This window comes from Sanguibacter keddieii DSM 10542, assembly GCF_000024925.1.
Lineage (GTDB): Bacteria > Actinomycetota > Actinomycetes > Actinomycetales > Cellulomonadaceae > Sanguibacter > Sanguibacter keddieii.
In genome coordinates this window covers 39,829-53,901 of sequence record NC_013521.1, presented here as the reverse complement: position 1 = coordinate 53,901, position 14,073 = coordinate 39,829, and the positions used below count along the sequence as shown (strand labels likewise).

At 72.2% G+C, this 14,073-nt stretch carries 13 protein-coding genes, 1 pseudogene and 1 riboswitch; of the genes and pseudogenes, 3 read left to right on the top strand and 11 right to left on the bottom strand.

The genetic code is table 11. From position 1 onward, the window contains the following. The first annotated feature begins 17 nt into the window (after positions 1–17). Entirely contained in the window at positions 18–1,466 is a 1,449-nt protein-coding gene (locus SKED_RS00250; protein ID WP_012865095.1) for an SDR family NAD(P)-dependent oxidoreductase, read from the top strand. A gap of 32 nt (positions 1,467–1,498) precedes the next feature. Here SKED_RS00250 and SKED_RS00245 read toward each other — a convergent pair whose 3' ends face one another. The 5 genes and pseudogenes from SKED_RS00245 to gcvP all read right to left on the bottom strand — a co-directional run bounded on the left by SKED_RS00245 (position 1,499) and on the right by gcvP (position 7,336). Then, positions 1,499–1,936: a (deoxy)nucleoside triphosphate pyrophosphohydrolase gene (locus SKED_RS00245; RefSeq protein WP_012865094.1), complete on the bottom strand. Its 438-nt coding sequence runs from the start codon at positions 1,934–1,936 to the stop codon at positions 1,499–1,501. Between the two features lie 139 nt (positions 1,937–2,075). Further along, a pseudogene (locus SKED_RS20590) lies at positions 2,076–2,303 on the bottom strand (LuxR C-terminal-related transcriptional regulator); the annotation flags it as partial. A gap of 356 nt (positions 2,304–2,659) precedes the next feature. After that, positions 2,660–3,031, bottom strand: a complete 372-nt coding sequence (gene gcvH / locus SKED_RS00235) for a glycine cleavage system protein GcvH (RefSeq protein ID WP_012865093.1) — start codon at positions 3,029–3,031, stop codon at positions 2,660–2,662. A gap of 59 nt (positions 3,032–3,090) precedes the next feature. After that, entirely contained in the window at positions 3,091–4,236 is a 1,146-nt protein-coding gene (gcvT, locus tag SKED_RS00230) for a glycine cleavage system aminomethyltransferase GcvT (RefSeq protein ID WP_012865092.1), read from the bottom strand. 70 nt (positions 4,237–4,306) lie between these two features. Then, positions 4,307–7,336, bottom strand: coding sequence for an aminomethyl-transferring glycine dehydrogenase (gene gcvP, locus SKED_RS00225; RefSeq protein ID WP_081447865.1), 3,030 nt, complete (start codon positions 7,334–7,336; stop codon positions 4,307–4,309). 156 nt (positions 7,337–7,492) lie between these two features. Then, positions 7,493–7,604: riboswitch (glycine riboswitch) on the bottom strand. A 132-nt stretch (positions 7,605–7,736) separates the two neighbouring features. On the opposite strand from gcvP, the gene SKED_RS00220 reads away from it, so the two are divergent. After that, a complete protein-coding gene (locus SKED_RS00220) occupies positions 7,737–8,783 on the top strand; it encodes an NAD(P)-dependent alcohol dehydrogenase (RefSeq protein ID WP_012865090.1) in 1,047 nt (348 codons plus the stop codon). Between the two features lie 103 nt (positions 8,784–8,886). Here the strand turns inward: SKED_RS00220 and SKED_RS00215 are convergent, their stop codons facing one another. Beyond that, on the bottom strand, positions 8,887–9,459 hold the full coding sequence (locus tag SKED_RS00215; protein ID WP_012865089.1) for an NADPH-dependent F420 reductase: 573 nt from the start codon (positions 9,457–9,459) through the stop codon (positions 8,887–8,889). A gap of 102 nt (positions 9,460–9,561) precedes the next feature. On the opposite strand from SKED_RS00215, the gene SKED_RS00210 reads away from it, so the two are divergent. Further along, positions 9,562–10,044, top strand: a complete 483-nt coding sequence (locus SKED_RS00210) for a MarR family winged helix-turn-helix transcriptional regulator (protein WP_012865088.1) — start codon at positions 9,562–9,564, stop codon at positions 10,042–10,044. Here SKED_RS00210 and SKED_RS00205 read toward each other — a convergent pair. The 5 genes from SKED_RS00205 to SKED_RS00185 form a co-directional block, all read right to left on the bottom strand. After that, positions 10,036–11,589 carry an AlkA N-terminal domain-containing protein gene (locus SKED_RS00205; protein ID WP_012865087.1) on the bottom strand — a complete coding sequence of 518 codons (1,554 nt, stop codon included), beginning with the start codon at positions 11,587–11,589 and terminating at the stop codon, positions 10,036–10,038. The two genes, SKED_RS00210 and SKED_RS00205, sit on opposite strands and share 9 nt — an antisense overlap. 67 nt (positions 11,590–11,656) lie before the next feature. Further along, positions 11,657–12,517 (bottom strand): isocitrate lyase/PEP mutase family protein, encoded by an 861-nt coding sequence (locus tag SKED_RS00200; RefSeq protein WP_012865086.1) that lies wholly within the window; start codon positions 12,515–12,517, stop codon positions 11,657–11,659. A gap of 115 nt (positions 12,518–12,632) precedes the next feature. Beyond that, a complete protein-coding gene (locus SKED_RS00195) occupies positions 12,633–13,025 on the bottom strand; it encodes a type II toxin-antitoxin system VapC family toxin (protein WP_012865085.1) in 393 nt (130 codons plus the stop codon). Beyond that, positions 13,022–13,252, bottom strand: a complete 231-nt coding sequence (locus SKED_RS00190) for a type II toxin-antitoxin system Phd/YefM family antitoxin (protein WP_042437634.1) — start codon at positions 13,250–13,252, stop codon at positions 13,022–13,024. The genes SKED_RS00195 and SKED_RS00190 overlap by 4 nt, the downstream gene beginning before the upstream one ends. Before the next feature lie 90 nt (positions 13,253–13,342). Next, on the bottom strand, positions 13,343–14,020 hold the full coding sequence (locus tag SKED_RS00185) for a DedA family protein (RefSeq protein ID WP_012865083.1): 678 nt from the start codon (positions 14,018–14,020) through the stop codon (positions 13,343–13,345). Between the last annotated feature and the right edge of the window lie 53 nt (positions 14,021–14,073).

Below are 14,073 nucleotides of genomic sequence, written 5' to 3'. Positions count from 1 at the left end.
GAGGGATAATCGTCCACATGCCTATCGATCCTGCCGAGCTCGCTGCTGCCATCCGGGTGCTCGAGGCCGCCGACGCGCTCGAGCCGGAGCACCCCGACAAGATCGCGCTCCAGCGCGCCACGGCCCGTCTCTACAAGACGGTCAAGAAGCAGCGCCGCGACAGCGCGAAGGAGGCGATCCGCTCGGCGGACAACGCCGTCATCGCCGCGACCGCGACAGGGGCACCGACCCGCATCGACGACGAGACGCAGGGTCTCGAGCTCCTGCCCGCGGCGACCGGGCACTCCGCCGGCCGGCTCATCAAGTCGCAGGCGTGCTACGTCTGCAAGGAGCAGTACCACGACGTCGACGTGTTCTACCACCAGCTGTGCCCCGACTGCGCCGCCCTCAACCGGTCGCGCCGCGACGCGCGGACCGACCTCTCGGGCAAGCGCGCGCTGCTCACCGGTGGACGCGCCAAGATCGGCATGTACATCGCCCTGCGCCTGCTGCGCGACGGCGCGCACACCACCATCACCACGCGGTTCCCCAACGACGCCATCCGCCGGTTCAAGGCCATGGAGGACTCGGCCGACTGGATCCACCGGCTCCGGATCATCGGCATCGACCTGCGCGACCCGGCCCAGGTGGTCGCGCTCGCCGACGACGTCGCAGCACAGGGGCCCCTCGACATCCTCATCAACAACGCGGCCCAGACCGTGCGCCGCTCCCCCGGTGCCTACGCGCCGCTCGCGGCAGCCGAGGACTCCGAGCTGCCCGCAGGCTACCTCCCGGAGACCCTGACCTTCGGTCGCAGCCACGACACCCACCCGGCCTCCCTCGAGGGCACGGTGCCCGCCGAGGCCACGGCCGTCGCCCACGCGTCGGTCACCTCGGCAGACCTCCTCACCAAGCTGGCGCTCACCGCGGGCTCGGCCTCGATGGAGCGCGTGGCCAACGCGACCGCCATCGACGCCGGCGGGCTGGTCCCCGACCTCGTCTCGACCAACTCCTGGGTGCAGAACGTCGAGGACGTCGACGCCCTCGAGCTCCTCGAGGTCCAGCTGTGCAACAGCACCGCGCCGTTCATCCTCATCAGCCGGCTGCGCGAGTCCATGCGCCAGGCCGCCGCCGACCGCACCTACATCGTCAACGTCTCGGCGATGGAGGGGCAGTTCTCCCGCGGCTACAAGGGCCCGGGGCACCCGCACACCAACATGGCCAAGGCCGCGGTCAACATGCTCACGCGCACCAGCGCCCGCGAGATGTTCGAGTCCGACCAGATCCTCATGACGAGCGTCGACACCGGGTGGATCACGGACGAGCGTCCGCACACCACCAAGGTCCGCCTGGCCGAGGAGGGCTTCCACGCCCCCCTGGACCTCGTCGACGGGGCCGCGCGGGTCTACGACCCGATCGTCCGGGGCGAGCTCGGCGAGGACGTGTTCGGCTGCTTCCTCAAGGACTACAAGCCCTCCGCCTGGTAGGCGCGGCGGCCGGCCTGACGCGAGGAGCCAGCTCAGCCGGCCGCGACGGAGGCGCTGTCGAAGTACCCGGTGATGTGCTCGACGATACGGACGTCCCCGTCGAGCCACGGGACGTCGTCGAACTCCGCGGGGGCGAGCCACCGCAGCTCGTCGTGCTCGACGAGCGGCGCGGGCTCCCCCGCGACGACGCGGGCGAACCACAGGCGCATGACGTGCCGGTCCGTGATGGTCCAGCCGCCGGCGTCCGGGCCGACGACCTCGTCACCCAGCTCGACGGTGACGCCGAGCTCCTCGCAGATCTCGCGGTGCAGCGCCTGCTCGGGGGTCTCACCGGGGTCGACCTTGCCGCCGGGGAACTCCCAGCGGCCCACGAGGTGGGCTGGACGTGACCGGCGCGCGCCGAGGAAAGCCGTCGGGCGCGCGAGGTCGTCGACGATCACTGCGGCGACGACGAGGACGGGGGTCTGCATGCAGACCAGTTTCTCAGGTCTTCCGTGTCCGGCGGGTAACGCCGGGTAACGGCCGATGACGCACCGGCCGCAGGCGTGCTGCTCGAGTCAGGGCGCGGCGCGCCCCGAGGGGCGCACCGGGGCAGCCTTCGTCGGTGTACAGACCTGCGGCGCGAGCCCACTCGACCGCTTCGGCGCGGGTCGAGACACCGAGCTTGCGGTACACGCTGCGCACCTGGGACTTCACGGTGTTGCGCGTGACGTAGAGCTTCGAGGCGATCTGCTCGAGGGTCACTTCTTCGGTGAGGTTGGAGAGCACCACACGCTCACGTCGCGTGAGCGAGCCGGTCGTAGGCCTGGCGGATCCCGAGATCTCCGTCGTCGTCATTCTTCCTCCAACATTTCCCGGCGGTCCAGCGTCTCTGGTCCTTGCGTCCGGGTACTTCGACTTCTGGTCGAGGCGAGAAGAACGTCGCGTGACATGTGGACGCCCCCTCCCACCCTGCGACTCTCACGAGCCGCAACGACACCGACTGGACGCGGATCTGTCCGTCGGGTCGTCCGATGCTGTGATCTACCACATCGAACGTTCCCGGCCGTTCAGTACCCCCACCACCGAACCGCGTGTGTGATGAGTATCACATGTCACGGTGTGGTGCAGAATTCATCCACTCCTAGAGGTCATCCAACACATCATCCACCGAACCGACAAGCCCCCACATGTGGCAGGTTGCTGCCAGACGACTACGAACCGACCTGCGCGGCGTACTCCTCGGCGGTGAGGACGGGCCCGGTCGAGGTGACCTCGACCTTCACGAGCCATCCTGCACCATACGGGTCGGAGTTCACGATCTCCGGGTTCGCGACAGCCTCGTCGTTGACCTCGACGACGGTGCCGCTCACCGGCGAGAACAGCTCGGACACCGACTTGGTCGACTCGACCTCGCCGACCACGGAGCCGGCCTCGATCTGGGTTCCGACGGCCGGGAGCTCGAGGTAGACGATGTCGCCGAGCGCGTCCTGGGCGTTCCAGGTGATGCCGACGGTCGCCGGGCTGTCCGAGGTCAGCCACTCGTGCTCGGCGGTGTAGGTGAGGTCTGCGGGGATGTTCGACACGGTGTGCTCCTGGGGTTCGGTGCGGGGACGGGGGCTGGAGGGGTGGGGGCTGCGGGCGGTCAGCCGCGCGGGCGGCGGTAGAACGGCGTCTCGACGACCTCGACGGCCTCACCGCGGCCACGGACGTCGACCGCCAGGCGGGTGCCGGCAGCAGAGTACTCGGGCGTGACGTAGGCGAGCGCGACGGGGTAGCCGAGCGTCGGCGACGGGGCACCGGAGGTCACGGTGCCGATGACGAGGTCCAGCTTCGAGGCGTCGACCACCACCGGGTACCCGGCGCGGGCCGGCCGACGGCCGAGCGCCTTGAGCCCGACGAGGACGCGTGCGGGCTCCGAGGACTTGCGCGCCTCGAGGGCCGCACGTCCCACGAAGTCGACCGGAGCGCCGTCGGCGTCGGTCTTGTCGAGCCGGACGACACGTCCCAGACCTGCCTCGAAGGGCGTGGTCGTGAGGTCGAGCTCGTGCCCGTAGAGCGGCATGCCGGCCTCGAGCCGCAGGCTGTCGCGGGCGGAGAGGCCGGCCGGGACGAGCCCGAGCGGCTCGCCGGCGACGAGCAGCGCGCGCCAGAGCGCGACGGCGGCACCGTTCTCGACGAAGAGCTCGAAGCCGTCCTCCCCGGTGTAGCCGGTCCGCGCGACCAGCAGGTCGGTACCGGCCACCGTCGCCGGGGTGATCGCGTAGTACTTGAGCGACGACACGGCGTCCTGGTGCTCGGCGGCGGTGAGCGACAGCAGGATCTCGGCGGCGCGCGGCCCCTGGACCGCGACCAGGGCGACCTCGGGCGAGGTGAAGGTGACCTGGGCGTCGAAGCCCACCACCCGCTCCTCGAGCGCGGCGAGCACCACCTCGGCGTTGCCGGCGTTGGCCACCACGAGGAAGGTCTCGTCCGCCGTGCGGTAGACGACGAGGTCGTCGACCACTGCGCCGTCCTCCTGGGCGATCATCGAGTAGCGGGCACGCCCGACCTCGAGGGTGCTGAGCCACCCGACGAGGGCGTGGTCGAGCGCCGCACCGGCGCCCGGTCCTGACACCTCGATCTCGCCCATGTGGGACAGGTCGAACAGCCCGGCGGCCGAGCGCACCGCGGTGTGCTCGGCGATGTCGGAGCCGTAGCGCAGCGGCATCATCCAGCCGCCGAACTCCGTCATCGAGGCACCGAGCGCCAGGTGCTCGTCGTGCAGTGGGGTGGAGCGTGCGGTGCTCATGCGTCGTCCTCGTCTGCCGTGCGGGTGGTCGGGCGTGCGGTCAGGTGGGCGGTCGCCAGACGCCGGGTGCTCATGCGCCCACCGCGGCGTGCGCGAGGGTGGTCTCGGTCGGCTCCGCGACGTCGTCGGCGTAGGCCTCGATCGGCGGGCAGGAGCACACGAGGTTGCGGTCGCCCTTGGCGCCGTCGATGCGGCGGACCGGCGGCCAGTACTTCGCGGCGCGCAGCGCGGCCACGGGGTAGGCCGCGAGCTCGCGCGAGTACGGCTTGTCCCACGCGTCGGAGACCACGGACGCCGCGCTGTGCGGGGCGTTGCGCAGCGGCGACCCGGCGAGGTCCCAGGTGCCGTCGGCCACCTGGTCGATCTCCGCGCGGATCGCGAGCATCGCGTCGACGAAGCGGTCGATCTCCGCGAGGTCCTCGCTCTCGGTCGGCTCGACCATGAGGGTCCCGGGGACCGGGAACGACAGGGTCGGGGCGTGGAAGCCGTAGTCCATGAGGCGCTTGGCCACGTCCTCGGCCGTCACCCCGGTCTGCGCGGTGAGCGGCCGCAGGTCGAGGATGCACTCGTGGGCGACGAGCCCGCCCGGTCCGGTGAACAGGACCGGGAACGCGTCCCGCAGACGGACCGCGAGGTAGTTCGCGGAGACGACCGCGGTCTCCGTCGCACGGCGCAGGCCGTCCGGTCCCATGAGCGCCACGTAGGCGTACGGGATCGGGAGGATGCCGGCCGATCCCGCAGGCGCAGCCGAGACGGGTGCTGAGCCGGCTCCGGGCAGGAACGGCACGAGGTGCTCCGCGACGCCGACCGGCCCGACGCCGGGGCCGCCGCCGCCGTGCGGGATGCAGAAGGTCTTGTGCAGGTTGAGGTGCGAGACGTCGCCGCCGAACTGGCCGGGCTTCGCGAGACCGACGAGGGCGTTGAGGTTCGCACCGTCGATGTACACCTGGCCGCCCGCGGCGTGGACGAGGTCGCACACCTCACGGACGGTGTCCTCGTAGACGCCGTGCGTCGAGGGGTAGGTGATCATGATCGCCGCGACCTGCGGGCCGTGCTGCTCGAGCTTGGCCCGGAGGTCGTCGAGGAGGATCTCTCCGTCGTCGGCGGTCGCGACGACCACCACGCGCATGCCCGCCATCGCGGCCGATGCGGCGTTGGTGCCGTGCGCGGAGGCCGGGATGAGGCAGATGTCGCGGCCCGCCTCGTCGCGCGAGCGGTGGTAGTTGCGGATCGCGAGCAGGCCCGCGAACTCGCCCTGCGAGCCGGCGTTCGGCTGCACCGAGACCGCGGCGTAGCCCGTGATCTCGGCGAGGTTCGCCTCGAGGGTGCCGATGAGCTCGTCGTACCCGCCGGTCTGCGCGGCCGGCGCGAAGGGGTGGATCCCGGCGTACTCGGGCCAGGAGATCGGCTCCATCTGGATCGCGGCGTTGAGCTTCATGGTGCACGAGCCGAGCGGGATCATCGTGCGGTCGAGCGCGAGGTCCTTGTCGGCGAGGGTGCGCAGGTAGCGCATCATCTGCGTCTCGGACCGGTGCGCGTGGAACACGGGGTGCGTGAGGTAGTCCGAGGTCCGGCGGTGCTCGGCGGGCAGGTCGCCGACGGACACGAAGTAGCCCGAGGCGCTCGACCCGGGGACGAAGGCCTCGACGACGGCGTCGAGGTGCGCGTCGGTCGTGGTCTCGTCGCACGCGACCTGCACGTGGTCGGCGTCCGGCGCCCAGAGGTTGATCCCTGCGGCGTCGGCGCGGGCCACGACCTCGGCGGCGGTGCCAGGGACGGCGACGCGGACGGTGTCGAAGAAGACCGCGTGCTCGACGTCGAGCTCGGCGCCGCGGAGGCGGTCCGCGAGCGCGAGCGCGTGACCGTGCACGCGCTCCGCGATCGCCCGCAGCCCGGCGGGGCCGTGGTAGACGGCGTACATCGAGGCGACGATGGCGAGCAGCGCCTGCGCGGTGCAGATGTTGCTCGTGGCCTTCTCGCGGCGGATGTGCTGCTCGCGGGTCTGCAGGGCGAGGCGGTAGGCGACGTCTCCGTCGGCGTCGACGCTCACGCCGACGAGGCGACCGGGGAGCATGCGCTCGATCCCCTTGCGGACGGACATGAAGGCGGCGTGCGGCCCGCCGAAGAACAGCGGGACGCCGAGGCGCTGCGCGGAGCCCACGGCGATGTCGGCACCGACGTCGCCCGGTGCGGTGAAGAGCGTGAGGGCGAGCAGGTCGGTCGCGACGGTGACGAGCGCGCCGGCCTCCTTCGCGGCGGTGACGAGGGGCTCGAGCGCGCGGGCCTGGCCGCTCGCGCCGAGCTGCTGGACGACGAGGCCGACGACGTCGGAGCCCTCGAGGCCGGCGGCGGCGAGCGCGGCGTCGACCCCGGCCTGGTAGCCGGCGTCGAGGTCGGCGACGACCACGGGGAGGCCGATGGCCTCGGCGCGGCCGAGGGTGACGGCGACGGTCTGCGGGAAGAGGTCGGCGTCGAGGACGACGACGCCCGGCCCGGCCGTGGCGGGGCGCTTGGCGGCGCGCCACATGAGGGCGACGGCCTCGGCGACGGCGGTGGCCTCGTCGAGGAGCGACGCGTTGGCGACCTCGAGGCCGGTGAGGTCGGAGACCACGGTCTGGAAGTTGAGGAGGGCCTCGAGGCGGCCCTGCGAGATCTCCGGCTGGTACGGCGTGTAGGCGGTGTACCAGGCGGGGTTCTCGAGGACGCCGCGTCGGATCACGGCGGGGGTGACGGTGTCCCAGTACCCCTGGCCGATCATCTGGACGCGGGTCTCGTTCTGGCTGGCGAGGCGGCGCAGGTCTGCGAGGACCTCGGTCTCGGTGCGCGCGGCGGGAAGGTCGAGCGGCCCGTCGAGGCGGATGGACGCGGGGACGGCGGCGTCGATGAGCGCGTCGACCGAGTCGTAGCCGAGGTGGCCGAGCATGTGGGCGACGTCGTCGCGGCCGTCGGTGCCTGTGCGGGGGCCGATGTGCCGGTCGACGAACACGTCGCCGGGGGCGGACTCGGGGCGGTGCTGTGCGGGGGTGGTCACGACGAGCTCCTGGGGGTCGGGGGCGCACTCGGTGCGCACCACGTGCGTGGACCCTCCCCGCTCTGTCATCTGACCGTGGGGACGTCGGGGACGTCCGGTCGACCTGAGAGTTTGGCCCGCGAGGTGTGCGGGCTTGCCCCTTCGGTGAGGCGCGCGCCAGCCGGCGTCGTCCGCTCGTGGTGAGCGTCCGGGTGCTTGACACGCGCGCCTGCTGTCCAGAGTTGCCTCACCTCGGCGGTACGGGTGCCTGAGAGTTTCCCGGGGAGGGTTTGCTCCTTCGGCGCCTGACGTCGTGTGGTCGGCGAGCTGCCCGTCAGGGCTCTCCCACCGAGGTTCGAGCGGCGCTGCATTCGGTTGTGAGGACAAGACTACCGGGCGCGACCTCGAGGTGGGCAAGGGTCTCCACGAGGCTCGGAGGAGAGATACGGTGGGGGGACAGTAGTTGACGATTCAAGGAGAAGTGCCCCGCATGCAGGCTGTCGTGTTCACGGACTACAAGACCTTCCCGTCGCTCCAGGAGGTCGACAAGCCGTCACCCGGCCCTGGCGAGGTCCTGCTCAAGGTCGCCGGCGCGGGCGCCTGCCACTCCGACGTGTCGATCTACAGCCACTTCGAGGAGGGTCAGCCCGGCGCGCAGAAGCCCGGCTTCGTCCTCGGCCACGAGAGCTCCGGCTGGGTCGAGTCCGTCGGCGAGGGCGTCTCCGGCTTCGAGGTCGGCGACGCGTACCTCGTGTACGGCCCGATCGGCTGCGGCCACTGCGCGGCGTGCTCGCGCGGCCAGGACACCTACTGCGAGAACGCCGCCACCATGCCCTACCTGGGCACCGGCCTGGGCCGCGACGGCGGCATGGCCGAGTACGTCACGGTCCCCGCGCGCAACCTCGTGCCGCTCGGCGACTCGGACCCCGTGACCGCCGCACCGCTCGCCGACGCAGCCCTCACGCCGTACCACGCGATCAAGCTCTCCCTGCCGAACCTCGCGGGCGGCGGGCGCTACGCCCTCGTCGTCGGCCTCGGCGGGCTCGGGCAGATCGCGGTGCAGATCCTCACGGCGATCACCGGCGCGACCGTCATCGCCACGGACATGAAGCCCGAGGCCATGGAGAAGGCCGCCGCTGCTGGCGCGATCACCGTCCCGAGCGGTCCGGACCAGGCCGACCGCATCCGTGAGATCACCGGGGGCAAGGGCGTCGACGCGGCCTTCGACTTCGTCGGGGTCACCCCGACCATCGGACTCGCACGCTCCGTCATGGCGCAGGGCTCGCGCCTCACAGTGGTCGGCATCGCCGGCGGCACCGCCGAGTGGTCGTTCTTCACGACGCCGTACGAGTCGGTCATCACCAACACCTACTGGGGCACGATCGAAGAGCTCCACGAGGTCGTCGCGCTGTACCGCGACGGCAAGATCGCGCCCGAGGTCGAGCGCTTCGCCCTCGCCGACGCCCTCGACGCCTACCGGAAGATGGAGGCCGGCGAGCTCACCGCCCGCGCGGTCGTCGTGCCGCACGGCGCGTGACGCGCTGAAAGGCTGAGGTCCTGAGACAGCAGCGCCCCCGGCTGGTCGAGCCGGGGGCGCTGCTGCGTGCTGGGACGAGGTGGGCGTCCGGTGCGGGCGATGCTCAGCGGACGAGCGCGAAGCCTGCCGTCCAGGAGACCGCCTCGCGAGCGGCGAGCGTGAGCTGCAGGAAGCCGATCGCCTCGAGCTCGTGCGCCCGCGAGAGCGACCCGGCGTCGACGGCGTCGAGGCCGCCGGCGGTGACGGCCGCCACGAGGGTCTGCTTCGCCGCCTCGTCGTCACCGGCGACCAGGACGGTCGTGCGGTCCGTGCCGACGGTGCCCGACGCGAGGGTGGCCGCGAAGTTCGTGTTGAAGGCCTTGAGGACGTGCGACTGCGGGAGCGCCCGGGCGATCTCGGCCGTCGCGGAGCTGCCTGCCGGGACGACGAGCGAGTCGAAGGTCTCGAAGTTCAGCGGGTTGGTGATGTCGACGACGACCTTGCCGGCGAGCTGGTCGGCGTAGGTCGAGACGATGTCCGCCACCGAGGGGTACGGGACGGCGAGGACGACGACGTCGCCCGTGAGGGTCGCGGTCTCGCCGCGTCCGACGTGCTGGACGGAGGCCCCGCCAGACGCGAGGACGCCTGCGATCGCGCTGCCCATGTTCCCTGAACCGAAGATCGTCACCGTGGTCATCGTTGCTCCTCGTCCGGGGGTCTCACGACCCCGTTTGTTGTATGTACAAGTAACCTAGCACCGGTTAGTTGTAGCGTCAACCAATGGCGGTAGGGTGGGGGTATGGACGACGTCACCTGGCTCGACAGCGACGAGCACACCGCCTGGGTGCGGCTCATGGCCGTGCTCACCCTGCTCCCCGGCGCGCTCGACACCCAGCTCGGCCGCGACTCGGACCTCAACCACTTCGAGTACTTCACGCTCGCGATGCTCTCCGAGGCCCCGGGGCGCCGGCTGAGGATGTCGGCGCTGGCAGCACGCACCAACGCGACCCTCCCCCGGCTCTCCCGCGTGGTCTCCCGGCTCGAGACCGCCGGGCTCGTCGAACGGTCGCCCTGCCCCGAGGACGGGCGCGCGACCAACGCGACCCTCACCGAGGCCGGCTGGGAGAAGGTCGTCCAGGCAGCCCCCGGCCACGTCCGGACGGCCCGCGAGCTCGTCGTCGACGCGCTCGAGCCCGAGCAGGTCGGTCAGCTCGCCGAGATCGCCCGCCGCATCCTCACCACGCTCGACCCCGAGCAGAAGATGTTCGCGACCTCAGACTGACGCCGCGCGCCACAGGTGCACGACGGCGTAGGACCGCCACGGGGCCCACACCGACGCACCCTCTGCCAGCGCACGGTGCGCCGCAGAGGTCGTCTTCTCGGTGCCGAGCAGACCGACGGCCCGCGCCCCGGCCACGAGCGCCACGTCACCGGGCAACCAGGCGTCCGGGTCACCCAGCACCCGCATCGCCACGTAGGCCGCGGTCCACGGCCCGATGCCCGGGCGGTCGACCAGCTCGGCCCGCAGCGCCGCCGCATCGGCTCCGACGTCGACCACGAGGTCCCCGTCCGCGAGCGCACGTGCGACGGAGACGACCGCCCGGACCGACCGCCGCGGCAGCCGCAGCGGCCTGTCGGGGTCGAGCACCTCGTCGTCCGCCGGCACCGGGACCCCGGCTGCGACCTGTGCGGCCGTCGGGAACAGCCGGTCGAGCCCCGCGAACGCCGAGCGGTAAGGCGTGCCGAGCCGCGCGGTGAGCCGGCCCAGGTGGGTGCGGGCGGCGGCGACGGAGATCTGCTGCCCCACCACGGCGCGCACCACGAGCTCGTGCGGGTCGACGGCTCCGGGCACACGGGTCCCCGGACGCTCTTCGACGAGAGGTCGCAGCGCCGGGTCCTGCGCGAGCGCCGAGTCGACGGCCACCGGGTCGGCGTCGAGGTCGAGCAGGCGTCGCACACGGGCGACGGCCGGCGCGACGTCGCCGAGGGCGGCGAGCTCCAGGCGCGCCCGCATCTCCCACCGCCCCTGACGCCGGACGGCGACCACCTCGACGGCTCCCGGGCCGTGCGGGAGGTCGAGGGTCCGTGCGTAGCGCATCGTCCCGTCGTCCTCCGTGGTCGCCGTCTCGACGCCTGCGACGGCCCGGTCGGCGAGGAAGCCGAGCACGCCGGCCGCGTCGAAGGGCTGACGGACCGGGAGGTCGACGACCAGCCGGACCTGCGCCCCGTCCACCTCCAGCCCGTCGTGGGCCGCGGGTCGGCGGGCACGGGCGCGCAGCTCCGAGGGCCGCGCGGCGAAGACCCGCCGGACGGTCTCGTTGAACTGGCGGACCGACCCGAAGCCTGAGGCGAACGCCACCTCGGCGAGCGTGAGGTCGGTCCCGACGAGCAGCGAGCGGGCCGTCTGCGCGCGCTGCGCCCGGGCGAGCGCCGTCGGTCCGGCGCCCAGCTCGGCGACCAGCAGGCGGTGCACGTGCCGTGACGTGTAGCCGAGCCGGGCCGCCAGCCCGTCCACCCCCTCACGGTCGACCACCCCGTCCGCGATGAGCCGCATCGCCCGACCGGTCAGGTCGCGTCGCAGGTCCCACTCGGGGGTGCCGGGCGTGGCCTCCGGGAGGCAGCGTCGGCAGGCGCGGAAGCCGGCCTCGTGCGCGGCGGCCGACGTCCGGTAGAAGGCCGTGTGGGCCGGCTTCGGGGTGCGCGCCGGGCAGGACGGGCGGCAGTAGATGCCGGTGCTCGACACGGCCGTGACGAACTGCCCGTCGAACCGGGTGTCGCGGGCGTCGATCGCCGCGTAGCGCTCGGCGAACAGCGGGTCGCCGGGCACGCAGGCCGGCTGGCGGGGGGTGGCCGGGTCTGCGGGGGCTGGCGGTCGGTGGTCGGCGCTCACGCTCCTATCGTCCTCCCCCGGGCCGCTCGGTCCGCCCTTCTCGGTGCGCCGCTGCCGCGTGCAGGAGCCCGTCGACCTCGGCGTAGCCCAGCGCTCCCGTCAGAGAGTCATAGGTGCCGCCGTCGAGCAGGTCGACGGTCGCCCTGCGGACGGCGGTGTACGCCGCCTGTGCGACGGCCGACCCCAGGCTCGCCCGGGCGACGCCGAGCCCTGAGAGCTCGGTCGGCGCCGGTGCGCCAGGACCGACCATGACGTTGAGCGGGACCGGCAGAGACGCTGCGAGCGCGGCGATGGTCTCAGGGTCTACGACCCCCGGGACGAAGATGCCGTCGGCCCCGGCGTCGACGTAGCGCGTGGCCCTGCGGACCGTCTCGACCAGGCAGGCACCCGGCTCGACGAGCCCCCGCAGGTACACGTCGCACCGGGCGTTGACGAACAGCGGCACCCCCTCGTCGTCCGCAGCGACCCGGGCGGCGGCGACGCGGCGTCCGGTCTCCTCGGGGGACCGCGCGCCGTCCTCGAGGTTGATGCCGACAGCCCCGGCCTGGACGACTCCTCGGACGGTCTCGGAGACACCGGCCGCGGTCTCGGCGTACCCGCCCTCCAGGTCCGCCGACACCGGGACCTGCACGGCGCCGACGACGGCTGCCACCACGGCCAGCGCCTCGGCCCGGCCGAGGTGGTCACCGTCGGGGAGACCGCGCGACCAGGCGACACCGGCGCTCGTCGTGGCGAGCGCCGGAGCGCCCGCGTCCTGGGCGACGAGCGCGCTGGCCACGTCCCAGACGGTGGAGAGGAGGAGGGGGTGACGGGGGTCGTGGAGGGAACGGAACCGGTGTGCTCGATCGAGCGTCGTCAAGGTCATGCGGACCAGTCAAGCGCCGGGCGACGACCGGCGTCTGGCACGTTTCGGACATGACCGTCGGCGGGAGGGATCCCGCTATCCTGCCGCGGGACGATCCGAGGCCGCAGGTCCCGTCTCAGGCAGGCAGGACCGCAACACGCTCGTGCCCGACGATCACGGCGTCTCGCGTGACCAGGGTGGCCGGCTCGAGGGTGGCCTGGGCGACCAGCAGCCGGTCGAAGGGGTCGCGATGCTCCCACAGCATCGACCCTGCCAGCACCGCGTGCTCGCCGCTGATGGCCAGCTCGCGCGCCCCGATGCTCGCGACGGCGTGACGCCATGTGGTCACGACGGCGAGGCCGTCGAGCTTTCCGAGGCGGGTCTTGGTAGCGATCTCCAAGCCTGAGACCGCGGAGACGAGCAGGGTGTGCTCGGGGTCTGCGAGCGTCTCCCGTACCCCGACGTCGATGCGTTCCGGCTCGCTGAGGAGCCACAGGAACACGTGGGTGTCCAGGAGATAGGTGCTCACTGGTCCCAGGCCGCCAGCTCGTCGGCAGGCAGCGGAGCGTCGAAGTCGTCGGGGACGACCAGGTTGCGCATCGTGCCGAAGGTCCGCCCGGGGGTCGCGTCGACCGGGACGAGGCGTACCACCGGCCGGTGCGCCCGGCCGATCACTACGTCTTCTCCTGCCTCGGCGCGGGCGAGCAGCTGCGAGAGGTGTGCCTTGGCCTCTTGGACATTCACCACCGTGGACATGACACCACCCTATCCACTCCCGTCTACCTGGTCCAGACCACCTGGTCCAGGTGGAGCCTCGACCGTGCTCCGGTATGCCCCGGGAGCGCCTCAGGCCGTGGGGTCGGGTGCGACGACCGGCGCGCTGAGGCGCCGTGCCCGGAGCTTGACGAGCACGAACCACAGCACCAGCAGGGTGCCGATGCTGATGACGGCGATCTTGGCCGGGCCGGAGAACGACTCCACGACGTACCACCGCTCGCCGAGGAGGAACCCGGCGGTGACGAACAGCGTGTTCCAGAGCAGGCTGCCGAGCCCGGTCAAGCCCATGAAGAGCCAGATCGACATGCGCTCGACGCCCGCGGGGATCGAGACGAGGGTGCGGACCACGGGCACCATGCAGCCGAGGAACACGGCCTTCTTGCCGTGCCGCAGGAAGAACGCCTCGCCCTTGTCGACGTCCTCGACGCTCACCAGGGGTACCCGCGCCATGAAGCGGCGTGTGCGGTCGCGACCGACAGCAGCCCCTACCAGGTAGAGGATCGTGGACCCCACGACCGACCCGACGGTGGTCCAGACCACGGCCTCGACGTAGCCGAAGCTGCCCTGGCTGGCGGTGAACCCGGCGAGCGGGAGGATGACCTCGCTGGGGATCGGCGGGAAGAAGTTCGCGAGAGCGACCGCGATCCCGGCTCCGACGACGCCCAGCGTCTCCATGAGCTCGACTGCCCACCCGGCCACGCCGTCGAGGGAGGGCGTCTGGGGCGGGGTCACGGTCGCAGAAGACATCCGGGACAACGTACCGTCGCCCGGCCCGGCTGGCGCACCATCTGCCCGGACCG

Bases quoted from the DNA above. Each gene is read 5' to 3' on its own strand.
- gcvP (WP_081447865.1), bottom strand. From the start codon at position 7,336: ATGACAGAGCGGGGAGGGTCCACGCACGTGGTGCGCACCGAGTGCGCC.
- SKED_RS00210 (WP_012865088.1), top strand. From the start codon at position 9,562: ATGGACGACGTCACCTGGCTCGACAGCGACGAGCACACCGCCTGGGTG.
- SKED_RS00185 (WP_012865083.1), bottom strand. From the start codon at position 14,020: ATGTCTTCTGCGACCGTGACCCCGCCCCAGACGCCCTCCCTCGACGGC.
- SKED_RS00200 (WP_012865086.1), bottom strand. From the start codon at position 12,517: ATGACCTTGACGACGCTCGATCGAGCACACCGGTTCCGTTCCCTCCAC.
- SKED_RS00250 (WP_012865095.1), top strand. From the start codon at position 18: ATGCCTATCGATCCTGCCGAGCTCGCTGCTGCCATCCGGGTGCTCGAG.
- gcvT (WP_012865092.1), bottom strand. From the start codon at position 4,236: ATGAGCACCGCACGCTCCACCCCACTGCACGACGAGCACCTGGCGCTC.
- SKED_RS00220 (WP_012865090.1), top strand. From the start codon at position 7,737: ATGCAGGCTGTCGTGTTCACGGACTACAAGACCTTCCCGTCGCTCCAG.
- SKED_RS00245 (WP_012865094.1), bottom strand. From the start codon at position 1,936: ATGCAGACCCCCGTCCTCGTCGTCGCCGCAGTGATCGTCGACGACCTC.
- SKED_RS00215 (WP_012865089.1), bottom strand. From the start codon at position 9,459: ATGACCACGGTGACGATCTTCGGTTCAGGGAACATGGGCAGCGCGATC.
- SKED_RS00190 (WP_042437634.1), bottom strand. From the start codon at position 13,252: ATGTCCACGGTGGTGAATGTCCAAGAGGCCAAGGCACACCTCTCGCAG.